At 72.4% G+C, this 13364-nt stretch carries 10 protein-coding genes and 2 pseudogenes; 4 read left to right on the plus strand and 8 right to left on the minus strand.

All coding sequences use genetic code 11. From position 1 onward, the window contains the following. Positions 1 to 187: 187 nt before the first annotated feature. Complete coding sequence (locus HB370_RS03590) at positions 188 to 1120, plus strand: MBL fold metallo-hydrolase (RefSeq protein WP_030776023.1); 933 nt, start codon at positions 188 to 190, stop codon at positions 1118 to 1120. A 31-nt stretch (positions 1121 to 1151) separates the two neighbouring features. On the opposite strand, the gene HB370_RS03595 is transcribed toward HB370_RS03590, so the two are convergent. The 4 genes from HB370_RS03595 to HB370_RS03610 form a co-directional block, all read right to left on the minus strand. Then, a complete protein-coding gene (locus tag HB370_RS03595) occupies positions 1152 to 1532 on the minus strand; it encodes a VOC family protein (RefSeq protein ID WP_030776022.1) in 381 nt (126 codons plus the stop codon). 657 nt (positions 1533 to 2189) lie between these two features. Next, positions 2190 to 2924: a dienelactone hydrolase family protein gene (locus tag HB370_RS03600; protein WP_030776020.1), complete on the minus strand. Its 735-nt coding sequence runs from the start codon at positions 2922 to 2924 to the stop codon at positions 2190 to 2192. A 218-nt stretch (positions 2925 to 3142) separates the two neighbouring features. Further along, positions 3143 to 3913, minus strand: coding sequence for a class I SAM-dependent methyltransferase (locus HB370_RS03605; protein WP_030776017.1), 771 nt, complete (start codon positions 3911 to 3913; stop codon positions 3143 to 3145). A gap of 234 nt (positions 3914 to 4147) precedes the next feature. Then, positions 4148 to 5551, minus strand: coding sequence for a glycoside hydrolase family 43 protein (locus HB370_RS03610; protein ID WP_030776014.1), 1404 nt, complete (start codon positions 5549 to 5551; stop codon positions 4148 to 4150). Between the two features lie 377 nt (positions 5552 to 5928). Here HB370_RS03610 and HB370_RS03615 point away from each other — a divergent pair, with 377 nt between their 5' ends. Further along, positions 5929 to 8238, plus strand: coding sequence for a beta-L-arabinofuranosidase domain-containing protein (locus HB370_RS03615; protein ID WP_030776011.1), 2310 nt, complete (start codon positions 5929 to 5931; stop codon positions 8236 to 8238). A gap of 182 nt (positions 8239 to 8420) precedes the next feature. Beyond that, positions 8421 to 9746, plus strand: coding sequence for a DUF4157 domain-containing protein (locus tag HB370_RS41675; RefSeq protein WP_063766400.1), 1326 nt, complete (start codon positions 8421 to 8423; stop codon positions 9744 to 9746). Here the strand turns inward: HB370_RS41675 and HB370_RS41680 are convergent. Then, positions 9676 to 10089, minus strand: a pseudogene (locus tag HB370_RS41680) (hypothetical protein); the annotation flags it as partial. The gene HB370_RS41675 and the pseudogene HB370_RS41680 sit on opposite strands and share 71 nt — an antisense overlap. 91 nt (positions 10090 to 10180) lie before the next feature. On the opposite strand from HB370_RS41680, the pseudogene HB370_RS03630 reads away from it, so the two are divergent. After that, positions 10181 to 10997: pseudogene (locus HB370_RS03630) on the plus strand (MBL fold metallo-hydrolase). A gap of 45 nt (positions 10998 to 11042) precedes the next feature. Here HB370_RS03630 and rpmF read toward each other — a convergent pair. From rpmF to HB370_RS03645, 3 genes are read right to left on the minus strand one after another with little or no spacing between them, the layout of a single operon-like run. After that, the gene (gene rpmF, locus HB370_RS03635; RefSeq protein ID WP_030776003.1) at positions 11043 to 11213 is read right to left on the minus strand and encodes a 50S ribosomal protein L32; all 171 of its coding nucleotides are present in this window, start codon (positions 11211 to 11213) and stop codon (positions 11043 to 11045) included. A 29-nt stretch (positions 11214 to 11242) separates the two neighbouring features. Next, positions 11243 to 11827: a GNAT family N-acetyltransferase gene (locus HB370_RS03640; protein ID WP_051815244.1), complete on the minus strand. Its 585-nt coding sequence runs from the start codon at positions 11825 to 11827 to the stop codon at positions 11243 to 11245. Positions 11828 to 11853: 26 nt separating this feature from the next. Beyond that, the gene (locus HB370_RS03645) at positions 11854 to 13212 is read right to left on the minus strand and encodes an alpha/beta hydrolase (RefSeq protein ID WP_244405399.1); all 1359 of its coding nucleotides are present in this window, start codon (positions 13210 to 13212) and stop codon (positions 11854 to 11856) included. Between the last annotated feature and the right edge of the window lie 152 nt (positions 13213 to 13364).

Here is a 13364-nt window from a genome sequence, read left to right on the forward strand (position 1 = left end):
GTGGGTTCGTACGGCAGGAGCCGCGGAGCAGCCCCGACACCAAAAGCTAAATGTTTGCGTTAGCTGGACTCTAGGGCCTACGGTTCCTTAACGCAAACGGATTGCGTTTAGGCGCGTCACGCTGAGACCCGAACCAGGCGCCCGACCCCCCACACCCGCACACCGCCCCCGAGGAGAACGACCGATCATGAGCACTCCCCCGGCCACCGGCCCGACCGCCGTCCCCTCCTGGACCGTGGGCGACCTCGTCGTCCACCGCGTCGACGAGGTACTCCTGCCGCCCGCGACCGGACCCTGGCTGCTGCCCGGTGCCACTCCGGACCTCGTCGCCGGGCAGGACTGGCTGCGCCCGCACTTCGCGGACGACGCGGGGGTCCTGCGCCTGGACAGTCACAGCTTCGCGTTCACCGTCGGCGGGCGGCGCGTCCTGGTGGACACCGGCATCGGCAACGGCAAGGAGCGGGCCAACCCCGCGTGGCACGACCTGAACACCGACTACCTCGAGCGCCTCACCGCCGCCGGATTCCCCCCGGACTCGGTGGACCTGGTGATCCTCACCCACCTGCACGCCGACCACGTCGGCTGGAACACGCGGAAGGTGAACGGCGACTGGGTCCCCACCTTCCCCAACGCCCGCCACCTCACCTCCCGCACCGAGCGGGAGTTCTGGGCCGGGTACGACATGGACGAGCCGCGCAGGCAGATGTTCCGCGACTCCGTGATCCCGGTGGAGCGGGCGGGACTGCTCGACCTCGTCGACGTGCCCGCCGAGGGCGTCCGGATCGTCCCGGGCCTGCGCCTGATCCCCACCCCCGGGCACACCCCCGGTCATCTCTCCGTCGAACTGAATAGCCGCGGGCAGACGGCCCTCATCACCGGCGACTGCGTCCACCACCCGGTCCAGCTCGCCCACCCCGCCATCGGCGCCTGCGTCGACATCGACCCCGAGCGGTCCGAGGCGACGCGCCGCTCGCTGCTCGGCGCGCTCGCCCGCACCGGGACCCTCGTCCTGGGCACCCACTTCGCACCGCCCACCGCCGGCCGTGTCGTCCCCCATGAAGGCGCCTTCCGGCTCGAACCGGTCCCGGCCGGCGCGCACCGGCTCCGCGTCGGCGGATGACCCGACCCGGGCGTCGGGGGGCGCCGAGCCGTCAGAGCGGGTTGAGGCGGGCCTTGAGCAGGCAGAACTCATTGCCCTCGGGGTCGGCGAGGACGTGCCAGGACTCCTCGCCGGTCTGGCCGATGTCGGCCGGACGCGCCCCGAGCCTCAGAAGGCGTTCGAGTTCGGCGTCCTGATCGCGGTCGGTGGCGTTGACGTCGATGTGCAGCCGGGACTTGCCCGGCTCCGGCTCGTCCCTGCGGCTGAGGAAGAGCGTCGGCTGCGCACCGCCGAACCCTTCGCGCGGCCCGATCTCGATACTGCCGTCCTCTTCACGGCCGAGCACCACGAAATCCAGGACCTCGCACCAGAACCGGGCCAGCACCTCCGGCTCGCGGCAACCCAGCACCAGCTCACCGATACGACATGCCATCGACCAAACCTACTCTCGGCGTGGGAACTGCCGGGCGGCCGCGCACAGCTCTCGGCCTCCCCGCAGCGGGAACACGGTCGCGACCGTATCGGGCGAGGCGAGCGGGTGCTAAGGGTTTTCGGGACCCTCGCCTCCCGGCACCGCGACACGAGGTGTACGCGGACCGGCTTGTGCGGGCCATGCCCCCGCGTTCGGGTGCCGCCGGCGCCACAGGGCTCCGCAGAAACGGCTCTACGCCCTACCAGGTGGGCCACCGAGTCGCTCCAACTGCTGGGCAGGCTCGCCGCGCTGCAGAGGCTGGGCGAGGAAGAGGCGGCCCGGCTGCTCAAGGGCGAGCCTTTGTCCGACGTGACCGGCCTGGCGAGCCGGCCGGGCCCGGCGGGCGGGGCGCCGCTCGCCGGGCCGAGCGGTCATCCGGCCGGGGCCTCCGGCACGGCCGGTACGGCGGGAAGTGCCGTGGACCTCGCCACGGCACTGTCCGGTCTGCCCGCCAGGTCGCCCAGCTCCGGGAGACCCTCGCCTCGCTCACGAAGGCCCTCGAGTCCCTCCAGAGCCTGTCCGCTGCCGCCGGCCAGGCCACCGGCGGCGGTGCGCGGCCCGGCGGCAGCGGTGGCGGGAACGCGAAGAAGAATCCCTGAAGGGCCCGGGGCCGGAGCCTCAGCGGTCGGCCAGTGCGCGGTCCAGCAGGGGAAGCAGGCGGTCCCAGTGGCGGCGCAGTCCGGAGGGGCTGAACGCGTCGGTGTCGGACATGGTGAAGCCGTGGACGGTGCCGGGGTAGACCTCGGAGGTGTAACCGATCCCCGCGGCATCCAGGGCCTGGTCGAGCTCGCCGAGGGCCTCGGGGGTCATGTCTCCTTCGGCGTGGCCGAAGTGGACCTGGGCGGTGAGCCCGGACAGGAGGCGGGGGCCGTCGGCGCCCACGGGGGCGTGGAACGCGGCGACGGCGGCCACCTGGCCGGGGTGGGCCGCGGCGGTGCGCACCGCCAGGAGGCCGCCTATGCAGTAACCGGTCACCGCGACCGGTCCGGGCCGGGCCTCCGGCCGGGTGGTGAGGAATTCCAGGTAGGAGCCGGCGTCACGCAGGGTGCGTTCGGCGGTGTGCGCCTCGATCAGAGGCATCAGCCGGGCGAAGACCTGCGGCCGGGCCTCTTCCCCGATGTGCTCGGGCAGTTCGATCACCGGTGCGGGGCCGTGCCGGTAGAAGATGTTGGGGACGAGCACGTAGTACCCGTGCCCGGCCAGTCGGCGGGCCAGCGCCCGCAGCGCGGGCCGGACGCCGAAGCCGTCCGGGTACATCAGCACCGCCGGGTGCCGTTCACCGTGGTCGGGGAAGGCGGCGAAGGCGTCGGCGTGGCCGTCGGCGGTGGGGATCCGCAGCGTCTTGATGGGCATGAACTCTCCTGTCGTGGTTGATCTGCCGAACCTGTGATCAACACGACGGAGGCGGAGCGCGCGCGGCGGCGCCAGACCCTCGGCCGGACGGTGGGCCCTCACCGGCCCGCCCGGCGCTCAGGAGAGCACCGGGTCACCGATCCGTGTGTGGCGCGATGCCGTCCCGGTATTCATTCCCGACACAGTAGTCCACCGAACGAGCCGGCGTCGCCGCGTGCTCAGGGTGCCGGGCGTTCGATGCGCAGCACGTGCTGGTCGTGGCGGAAGGTGTACGTACCGTCCTCGTTGTCGAAGTGCCGCCGTACGTACGCCTCGACCGCCTCCCGGGTCGGGGAGGGGGCTTCGGGGACGCTGAGGAGGAAGTCGGCGACCATGAGGGTCTCCTCCAGGCTGCGGCCGTGGTAGCGGGCGGGTACGACGTCCAGCTCGGTGCGGCCGACCAGGCCGGGTGGGAGGGCGGCCAGTTCACCGACGAGTTCCCGCACGTCGAAATGGCGGCCGGTGAAGTGACGCACCATGCGCATGCAGGCGTTGTCGGGGTTCTGCAGCAGCACGAGCAGGACGCCGCCCGGCGCCACCCACTCCATGACGCGGGCCGTCGTCACCGCCCACTGCGCACGGGGGATGTAGTACAGCACGTGGGACAGCAGGGCCAGATCGGCCCGCGCGTCCACCCGGGCCTCGCCGACCGGCTCGGCCACCACCTCCGCCCGCGGGCACGCCCGCGCCAGCGCGCGCCGCATGGGCTCGCTCGGCTCGACGCACACGACGCGCTCGAAGTACGGGGCGAGATACCGCGTCGTCGTGCCCTGGGCGGCGCCGATGTCCAGGAGGGTCCGCCGGGCGGGCAGCCGGTCCACCACCCGGCGCAGGTACGCGTGGGTGGTGGCCTTCTCGTCCGTCCCGGAGAGGAACATGTCGAACGCCTCTCGATAGGCGTCGTCGTCCGTCCCCGCGATACGCGCCCGCGCGGCCTTGCCCAGCTCCACTTCCCACGCTCCCTCCACGGCGGCGGCATGCCCCGCCCGGCACACCACCGGTGCCCTTCGGCGACGCCACAGTGGCACGACAGGGGTGTCCGCCCGGCGGGCAACACGCCTTCGGGTGCGCGGCGGACGGGGCGCACCGGAGCGGACCAGGGAGGCACGGCGTACGCCCCTTCTCGCCCCGTGGGGCGCCGATGCCGGTGGGCGGGACGGCGTCGGGAGGGTCCGGTCAGTGGGTCAGTAGCCGACGGAGAACGTGGCGTCGGCCCGGTCCGTGGTGGTCGTGACCGGGTCGACGCGCAGGACGTAGTCGTAGTGCCTGATGTACCGGGTCGGGTAGTTGTGCGAGCGGAAGGACGCCCAGGAGGGGTCGGCCAGGCCCGGGACCCGGTGGAAGGTGGCGTCCTGGGCGAAGGCGGAGCTGCCGTCGTCGACGTCCAGGCGCAGCTGGTGGTCGTAGTGCCGCAGGTACCGGGTGGGGTGGCTGACGGACTGGAAGGACACGCCGGAGGGGTCGGCCAGGCCGGGGACGAGTTTCCACTGGGAGTCGGTGTACGGGTCGAAGGGGTAGGTGTCGATCCGCGCGGTGTAGTCGGCGTGGCGTACGTAACGGGCGGGCTGGTTGTAGGACTTGAGCCGGTTCCAGGCGGGAGTGCCCCAGCGGGCCACGAGGTTGCCGTACTCGGTGGCGGTGAGGGGGGCGATGGTGCAGTGCTTGGCGTTGACCGGGTGGGTGTAGAGCCGCTGGTCGACCGGGGTCCAGGTGCCGGCGGCGAGGTCGGTCGTCTGCCAGGCGTAGAAGACGCCGTTGGGTGTGTAGGTGTCGCCCCACAGGTACCAGGTGGGGGTGGTGAGGGACTTGACCAGGGTCGGAGCCTCGGTGCCGCCGTGGGCGACCGGTGTACTGAACGGCACGAAGCTGCCCGGGTTCAGCGAGGTGGACCGGGCGCCGACCAGGCCGCCGGCGCGACTGCTCTTGAAGTACAGGTAGTTGACGCCGTTCACGCCGACCGCCATGTCGCCGTCGATGACGTCGTAGCCGGGGTCGAAGAACACCTGGGGCGCGGAGACGGTCCGGAAGTCGGTGGTGTAGTTGACCATCAGGACGTTGTGGCCGCTGGAGTTCACGGCCGAGTAGAGGAGGGCGTACTGGCCGCGGCCCGCGTCCCAGAAGGCTTCCGGAGCCCAGCTGTGGGTCGCCATGGCGTGCAGTCCGGGGCGGCGGTAGCCGGTGAAGGTGCGCAGGTCGGTGGAGTCCCACACGTGGATGTACTGGCTGTTGTAGCCCCAGTCGGTGCCTTTGAGGTCGGTGGCCAGCACGACGAACGTGCCGTCCCGCTTGCGCATGATGAACGGGTCGCGCAGCCCGCCGGCCCCTTCGGTGGGGGTCACGACCGGGTTGTTCTGGTTGAGCGGCATCCAGTTCAGCCCGTCCGTGCTGACGGCCAGGTGCAGACCGTAGTCGGTGCCGAGGCCCTGCGGTGATTCGGTGAAGTACCCCATCACGTAGGCCGGGTCGGCGGCGTGGGCGGGGCGGGCGCCCAGGGAGAGGTCGGCGGCCAGGGCGAGCGAGGTGGCCGCGGCGGCCCCCAGGAAGCGTCTGCGGGAGGGCATGGGACGGGCGGGCGTGGTGGGCTGCATCGGTGCTCCGGGCTCGTGCGGGGGTGTGGGACACGGCGGACACGTGGGGTTCGGAAGCCGACTCGGCAACTCCGCTATGTGCGATATATCGAACCTGGTTCGGGAGACCGGTCAGACCGTAAGGCGTCACTCAAGACGCGTCAATGGTCGCGGCAGCCCCGGATGCGCGGCCCGGCGATCCGCCTTCCTCCGTCCGGCCCAGGGCTCCCAACCGGCTTGACACGGCTGCCGATTGCCCATGTCGATGACATTGACGGTCCGTCGGGCGCCCAACTATGTTCTCGACGACTTGGCGAACGATGTTCGATATTCCGGACATTGGCGGTGCGCGCCGCGCGTCCCCCACCAGCACGGGCTCCCACCGAAAGGGTGTGTCCATGTCCTCCTCCGTCAGCAGACGACGTCTCCTCCAGCTCGCCGGGGTCACCGCGGCGGCGTCCGCCGTGGGCCCCGTCCTCGGCGGCTCCGCCGCCCACGCGGTCGTACCCCCCGCCCGGTCCGACATCGGAGCCCAGGCCTTCCCCTTCGAGCTCGGCCAGGTCAGGCTGACCGCGAGCAGATGGCTGGACAACCAGAACCGGACCCTGAGCTATCTGCGGTTCGTCGACGTCGACCGGCTGCTGTACAACTTCCGCGCCAACCACCGTCTGTCCACCAACGGCGCGGCCGCCACCGGCGGCTGGGAGGCCCCCGACTTCCCCTTCCGCAGCCATGTCCAGGGACATTTCCTCACCGCGTGGGCACAGGCGTACGCGGTGACCGGGGACGGCGTCTGCCGGGACAAGGCCCTGTACATGGTCGCGGAGCTGGCCAAGTGCCAGGCCAACAACGGCGCCGCCGGATTCGGCGCGGGGTATCTTTCCGGCTATCCCGAGTCCGACTTCACCGCTCTCGAGGCGCGCACGCTGTCCAACGGGAACGTGCCGTACTACACCGTCCACAAGACGCTGACCGGTCTGCTGGACGTGTGGCGGTACATCGGCAGCACGCAGGCCCGTGATGTACTGCTGGCCCTGGCGGGCTGGGTCGACCGGCGCACCGGCCGGCTGAGCACCGCGCAGCTCCAGGCCATGCTGGGCACGGAGTTCGGCGGCATGAACGCCGTCCTGACCGACCTGTACCAGCAGACCGGCGACGCGCGATGGCTGGCCGTCGCCCAGCGGTTCGACCACGCCGCGGTGTTCGACCCGCTGGCGGCCGGCGAGGACCGGCTGGCCGGGCTGCACGCCAACACCCAGGTGCCCAAGTGGATCGGGGCCGTCCGCGAGTACAAGGCCACGGGCACCACCCGCTACCGGGACATCGCCACCAACGCCTGGAACCTCTGCGTCCACGCCCACACCTACGCCATCGGCGGCAACAGCCAGGCGGAGCACTTCCGCGCCCCGGACGCCATCGCCGCCTACCTGCGGCAGGACACCTGCGAGAGCTGCAACACCGTCAACATGCTCACGCTCACCCGGGAGTTGTTCGCGCTGACCCCGGACCGGGCCGAGCTGTTCGACTTCTACGAGCAGGCGTGGCTGAACCAGATGATCGGCCAGCAGAACCCGGCCGACCCGCACGGCCACGTCACCTACTTCACCCCGCTCAACCCCGGCGGCCGGCGGGGCGTGGGGCCGGCCTGGGGCGGTGGCACCTGGAGCACCGACTACACCACCTTCTGGTGCTGCCAGGGCACGGGCCTGGAGATGCACACCCGGCTGATGGACTCCGTGTACTTCCACGCCGGCACCACCCTGACCGTGAACCTGTTCGTGCCCTCGGTGCTCACCTGGACACAGCGCGGCATCACCGTCACCCAGACCACGTCGTACCCGGCGAGCGACACCACGACCCTGCGGGTCACCGGCAACGCCGGCGGCACCTGGACGATGCGCGTCCGTATCCCCGGCTGGACCACCGGAGCCACCGTCAGCGTCAACGGCGTCGTGCAGAACATCGCCACGGCCCCCGGCGGTTACGCGGCCCTGACCCGCGCCTGGACCTCCGGCGACACCGTGACCGTCCGCCTGCCCATGCGCATCGTGCCGCGCCCGGCCAACGACAACCCCGGTGTCGTCGCGGTCACTTACGGACCGGTCGTCCTGGCCGGCAACTACGGTGACACCGCGCTCGGCGCCCTCCCCGCCCTCGACGTCTCCTCCATCAGGCGGACCGGTTCCACCGCGCTCGCCTTCACCGCCACGGCGAACGGCTCCTCCGTCGGCCTGGGTCCGTTCCACGACGCGCACGGCCACAACTACACCGTCTACTGGAGGACCGGGGGTGTGGCGTCCGTCCGGCTCGCCAACGCGGCAAGCGGCCTGGTGCTGGGCGTCCAGGACATGTCCACCGCCGACGGCGGACGTGCGCTGCAATGGAGCGACTCGGGCACCGCCGACCACGACTGGGAGATGGTCCCCGACGGTGACGCCGTCCGCTTCCGCAATGTGCACAGCGGCAAGGTGCTCGGCGTACGGGACATGTCGACGGCCGACGGCGCCACCGTGCTGCAGTGGTCGGACAACGGCACCGCCGACCACCGGTGGTTCCTGATCGACCAGGGCGACGGCACGTTCAAGATCCGCAACGCGCACAGCGGGAAACTGCTCGGCATCGAGAACAACTCCACCGCGATGGGCGCCTTCGCGGTGCAGGCCCCGGACGACGGCACGGCCGACAACCGGTGGCGCGTCGTGCGGTGACGGCCCGCCGGCCCTGCCCCCGTGCCCGTCCAGTGGGCACGGGGGCAGGGCCGGTGCAACCGGACACCGGCACGTGAGGGCGGCCCTTCGTGCACCCGGTCCTGCCCGTCCGTACCTTCCCCGGGGGCTTCCGGTTGTGTAGGGGTAGAGGACGATCAGGATCTGAGAGGGGCCGTCCCGACATGCACGCCAAAGAACAGCCGGAGAAGGACGCGGGTCGACGGCGTCTGGTGAACCCGACGCGCCAGGCGGCGGTGTCGCAGCCCGTGGCCGGGGCCATGTCCCCGCGGGCGGCGGTGGCACTGCAACGGGCCGTCGGCAACGCGGCCGTGGCGCGGATGATCGAGGAGCAGCGCGGCACCGGTCACGATCACGGAGCGGCCCTGCAGCGCTGCACCGGCCACGAGGACGTCCCGGCTGTGCAGCGGTCCACCGTGCACGATGTGCTGCGCTCGGCGGGGCGGCCGCTGGACGACTCCGTCCGTTCCGACATGGAGGCGCGGCTCGGCGCGGACTTCTCCGACGTCCGCGTCCACACCGGCAGCGCCGCCCGCGCCTCCGCCGCCGAGGTGGGCGCACGCGCCTACACCAGCGGCAACCACGTCGTCATCGGCGACGGCGGCGCGGACCGGCACACCCTCGCCCACGAACTCACCCACGTCATCCAGCAGCGCCAGGGCCCGGTCTCCGCCACCGACAACGGCGCCGGGCTGCGCGTCTCCGACCCCTCGGACCGTTTCGAGCGCGAGGCCGAGGCCAACGCCACGCGCGTCCTCGCCGGACCGGCCCCGCACCGGGGGGAGTCCGTGCAGCGCGCGGCCACCGGCACGGACCGGGGCATGGGCGGGACCGTCCAGCGAGCCCCGGCCACCGGAGGCGCCCACGCGCAGGGCGAGCACATCTTCAACGCCCTCGACGCGCTGGCCAAGGAAGCCGGTACGACGCTGGCCGACCGGGTCACGGCCCGCATCGGCCTGCTGGACGGTCAGGACCTCTCCAACGAGCAGAAGGTGCGCAAGGCGACCAAGACCTGGAATTACCAGGTGCACAAGGAGAGCCTGAACACGGCGGCGACGCTGGCGGGGGAACTGCGTGACAACGAGCGCTTCCGGTCCGCCACGCGCGGGGAGCCGATGGACGCGCAGGGCAACGACCCCAACTCCATGCGCTACGGCGCTTTCGTCACACAGGTGCGGCAGGCGCTCCGCGACTGCGGCACGCCGGACTGGAACAACGGAGCGGCTCTCGTGGCCCTCCGGGAGAACCTCGTCGCGACCATCACCGACCAGGTGGCCCGGGGCGTGAAGCGGAACACCGATCTGGGCAACTCCCGCGACCGGGCGGAGTTCGACACCTGGTACACGAATACCGAAACCCAGATGAAGGCCCTGTTCAACGAACTCATCGGGGCCGCCAGGGCCGTCCACGACGCGCTGTTCACGACGGCCCACGCCGCGTTCGGCTACGAGGAGGGCGAGACCATACCCACCGATCTGTACCGCCAGTGAGCGGCCCCGGCCGCCGCTGGATCTCCGCGCAGGGCGCGGGGCCGAGGTGGTGCGGCAAGGGGACGCAGACGGCGCCGACCGCGAGGGCGGACACGGTCACCATCGCGTTGCCGAGCAGGAGTGCACGGTGGTAGCCGTGGTGCAGCAGCGGGGGGTGAGCAGGGGGCCGAGGATCTGGCCGATGCTGCACGAGGGCAGGGCCGCGAGTCCGACCAGGATCCAGGGGGCGCCGCCGGGTCCCGCCTCCCGCGCTCTGCTGGATCGCCGCCACCAGGAACGTGCCCGCGATGACGTAGCCGATGCCCTCGAAGGTGTAGCCGGCGAGTAGCGCGAGGAACCAGCGGCGGGGGCGGCGATGGGGCGCAGGGCGTCGGGCATGGCTGTGGCACGACAGGCATTTCACGTGACCGGGGGTTGTCATCAGCCTCGACGGCGTGAACGAAACCATCAACAGCACAGGGCCGGCCCGGCAGGACCGCGCGATCACCGTCCTGGGCGGTCCGACGGCCGTCATCGACCTGGGCGGGCTGCGCGTCGTCAGCGACCCGACCTTCGACGCGGCGGGTCCCCAGGGGTACCTCACCAAGACCGCCGGTCCGGCCGCCGGCGAAGACGTGGTGGGGCCGGCCGGCCTCGTCCTGGTCAGCCACGAAGCCCATCCGGACAACCTGGACGAGCGGGGCCGCGCGTTCACGAAGTCCGCTCCGCTGGTGCTGACCGGGCCGCTGTCCGCGCGGCGGCTCGCTCACCGGCCGTCGGTCTCGCCCCGTGGACCGCCCACTCCGTGCCCCGCCCGGACGGCGCCGGCGATCTGACCGTGCTGGCAGTCCCCGCCGTCCACGGCCCCGAGGACGCCGACCGGGATGCCGACGGCAACGTCAACTGCGAGGTCATCGGGTTCGTGCTCTCCGGACAGGGGCTTCCCACCGTGTACGTCAGCGGTGACAACGCCTCGCTCGCACGGTCGTGGAGATCTCCCGCCGGGTGCCGGACATCGATGCCGCCGTCCTGCACGCGGGAGCGGCCCGGGTACCGGCGAAGTTCGACGGGCGGCCCCTGACCCTGGACGGCCACCGGGCCGCCGCCGCGGCGGCCGTCCTGGGCGCGGACGTCGTCGTACCGGTGCATCACGACGGCTGGGCCCACCTCTCCGAGGGCCTGCCGGAGATCGAGCTGGCCTTCCGCGAGGCCGGTCTCTCCGCCCTGCTCCGGGTCGCGCCCCACGGCAGCTGGCTGTCGCTCGTCCCCTGACCCCGGCCGCCGAACCGGCCTGGGACCACAGGCCGGTTCGGTGTGTCAGCCCTCCGGACGCAGCAGGCCGCGCTCGTACGCCTTGGCCAGCCGCCGCGGTACCAGGTACGACACGCCGTCGACCGTGACCGGCACCAGCCGGGGCGCGTCCGCCTTCCACCGGGCGCGGCGGTGACGCGTGTTGCTGCGGGACATCTTGCGCTTCGGGACAGCCATGAGAGCTCCTGGTCGGAAACGGGACTCGCCTACCCTACATGAAAACGATTCCCGTTTTCGACACGACGGTGCAGGGGGATCTCGAAGTGCACGGTGCCGACGCCCGGACCGTGCTCCCCCGTGGTGCGCGCGTCGAACACCTCCGTGGCGATGCCGCGCCAGAAGGCCTCCGCGCCCTCCACGTCGACGTTGGTGTGGAGGTAGATGCTGTCGTAGCCGGGGGTCTCGGCGACGAAGTCGCACGCCTGCCGCACCAGCGTCCGCGCCAGCCCGTGGCGGCGGTGCCGGGGGCAGACGTAGACGCGGACGAGCTGGGCGGTGGTGCCCGGCGGGTAGCGTTCGGCGAGCCGGCGGGGGTGCGGCGGATGGGCCGGCCCCGCCGACCGCACGCCGGTCGTGGCCACCACCTCGTCGCCGTGGCGGGCGACGAGCAGGAGGTGGCGGGGGTGGTCCAGATACGTGGCCTCGAGGTCGATGACATCCCGGTGCCATTCGGGGACGTAGCCGTAGCCGAAATCCCGGTAGAAGGTGTCCAGCATCAGTCGCCGTGCGCCTTCCACGTCGGCCGTCGTGGCGGGGCGGACGGTGTACGGCGGGTGCGGGGGGTGGCTCATCGCGGTCTCCTGGGGTGCGGGAGGTGTCAGGGGGTCGGCAGGCCGGGCCCGGCGCAGCCGACGTGCGCCGCCGGCACGGTCCCGTCGACCAGGTACGCGGCGACCGTCCCGTCCACGCACGGGTTGCCCCGGCTGGCGAAGACCCCGTGGGAGTAGTCGCCGTACAGGGTGACGAGGCGTGAGCCGGGGAACCGGTGCGCCAGTTGCCGGGCTCCCTCGACGGGGGTGACGGGGTCGTGTTCGGACGCCACCAGCAGCACGGGCGGGGCGTCCGGGCTGCCGAGGCCGGGGCGCCGTACGGGCCGGTGGTGCCAGAAGGAGCAGACGGAGGCTTCCATCCCGGTGAGCACCGGCAGCGGACCGATCCGTCGTGTGCGCCGCAGGTCGGCCAGGACCCGGGCGGGTGCGGGACCGGGCCCGTCGGCGCACTTCACGATGCGGTTGGCGGACTCGTACGTACGGGAGGCGGCGCCGTCGAACGGCGCCTCGGGGCGGAGCCCTCCGGTGCCGCCGTCCCGCAGGTACGCGCGGATGCCCTCCGCGAGGCCGGTCCAGCGCTCGGTGCGGCCGAGGGCGCGGTAGACGGCGCGGTCGAACTCCGCGGGACCGAAGCCGTCCACGGGGCGGGCCGCGAGCCCGTCGCGTGCGCGTTCATAGGCCTCGCGCACCTCGTCGGCGCGACCGCCGAGACCGAAGCGGCCGTGGTGCCGGGCGGCCCAGGCGAAGAACACCTCGCGCTGGCGCAGGAGGGCCCGGCTCTGGCGCAGGTCGAAGTCGTACCAGCTCCACGGGCCCACCACGCTGTCGAGCACCATGCGGCCGACCCTCCGGGGGAACAGGGCGGCGTAGGCGGCGCCGAGGTAACTGCCGTACGAGACGCCGAGGAAGCCGATCCGTTCCTCGCCGAGGGCCGAGCGGAGGGCGTCCATGTCGCGGGCGGTCTCGGTGGTCGACAGATGGGGCAGCGCGTCGCCCGCGCCGGCGGCGCAGTCGTCCGCCATCCGCCGCAAGGAGGCGAGATACGCCTTCCGCGCCGCTCGGCCGACGGGAACGGGGTCGGGGGCCGGGACGTCGAAGAGGCCGCCCATCGCGCCGCAGTCGGCCGGCGCGCTCCGTCCGGTGCCGCGCGGATCGAAGCCGATGACGTCGTACGCGCGGCGGACGCTCTCGGGGAGCTTCGCCCGCTTGGTGACGGCGTAGGACAGTCCCGGGCCGCCGGGCCCGCCGGGGTTCACGAGGAGGACGCCGCGCCGCTCGCCGGGGGTGCCGGAGGCGGGCACCCGGGAGACGGCGATGCGTATCCGCCGGCCGTCGGGGTTCTCCCGGTCGAGCGGAACGTCCAGCCAGCCGCATTCCACTCGGTCGGGCGGCGGCGGGGACGGCACGGACCGCGGGCAGGCACCGAACCGCAGCGGCGCAGGGTCGGCAACCGCTGGGGCGGATACGACAGTTGGGGCTGCCGGGGCCGGGGCGGCGGTGGTGGTGACGAGGGCGCACAGAGCGCTCAGGGGGCGTACGGCAGGGAGCACGAGTCTCG

The sequence above is a fragment of the Streptomyces sp. DSM 40868 genome (assembly GCF_011820545.1).
Lineage (GTDB): Bacteria > Actinomycetota > Actinomycetes > Streptomycetales > Streptomycetaceae > Streptomyces > Streptomyces eurythermus.